This is a genomic window from Lelliottia sp. 7254-16 (assembly GCF_002922995.1).
Lineage (GTDB): Bacteria > Pseudomonadota > Gammaproteobacteria > Enterobacterales > Enterobacteriaceae > Enterobacter > Enterobacter jeotgali.
Window position 1 is genome coordinate 1 of sequence record NZ_PQVS01000034.1, and the last position, 929, is coordinate 929.

Sequence of the window (929 nt, forward strand, 5' to 3'; positions counted from 1 at the left end):
ATCAACACTTCCCACGTTGAATATGACACCCCGACTCGCCACTACGCACACGTAGACTGCCCAGGCCACGCCGACTATGTTAAAAACATGATCACCGGTGCTGCTCAGATGGATGGCGCAATCCTGGTTGTTGCTGCGACTGACGGCCCTATGCCTCAGACTCGTGAGCACATCCTGCTGGGTCGTCAGGTTGGCGTTCCGTTCATCATCGTGTTCCTGAACAAATGCGACATGGTTGATGACGAAGAGCTGCTGGAACTGGTAGAAATGGAAGTTCGTGAACTTCTGTCCCAGTACGATTTCCCAGGTGATGATACCCCAATCATCCGTGGTTCTGCTCTGAAAGCGCTGGAAGGCGAAGCAGAGTGGGAAGCTAAAATCGTTGAACTGGCTGGCTACCTGGATTCTTACATCCCAGAACCAGAACGTGCTATCGACAAGCCATTCCTGCTGCCAATCGAAGACGTATTCTCCATCTCCGGCCGTGGTACCGTTGTTACCGGTCGTGTAGAGCGCGGTATCGTTAAAGTTGGCGAAGAAGTTGAAATCGTTGGTATCAAAGAGACTGCTAAGTCTACCTGTACTGGCGTTGAAATGTTCCGCAAACTGCTGGACGAAGGCCGTGCTGGTGAGAACGTAGGTGTTCTGCTGCGTGGTATTAAACGTGAAGAAATCGAACGTGGTCAGGTACTGGCTAAGCCAGGCTCTATCAAGCCGCACACTCAGTTCGAGTCTGAAGTTTATATCCTGTCCAAAGATGAAGGCGGCCGTCATACTCCGTTCTTCAAAGGCTACCGTCCACAGTTCTACTTCCGTACAACTGACGTGACTGGCACCATCGAACTGCCAGAAGGCGTAGAGATGGTAATGCCGGGCGACAACATCAAAATGGTTGTTACCCTGATCCACCCAATCGCGATGGACGACGG

General features: G+C 51.8%; 1 protein-coding gene. It reads left to right on the forward strand.

The features are described from left to right. A partial coding sequence (tuf, locus tag C3708_RS23495; RefSeq protein WP_103950417.1) for an elongation factor Tu occupies positions 1-929 on the forward strand: 929 nt, incomplete at both ends.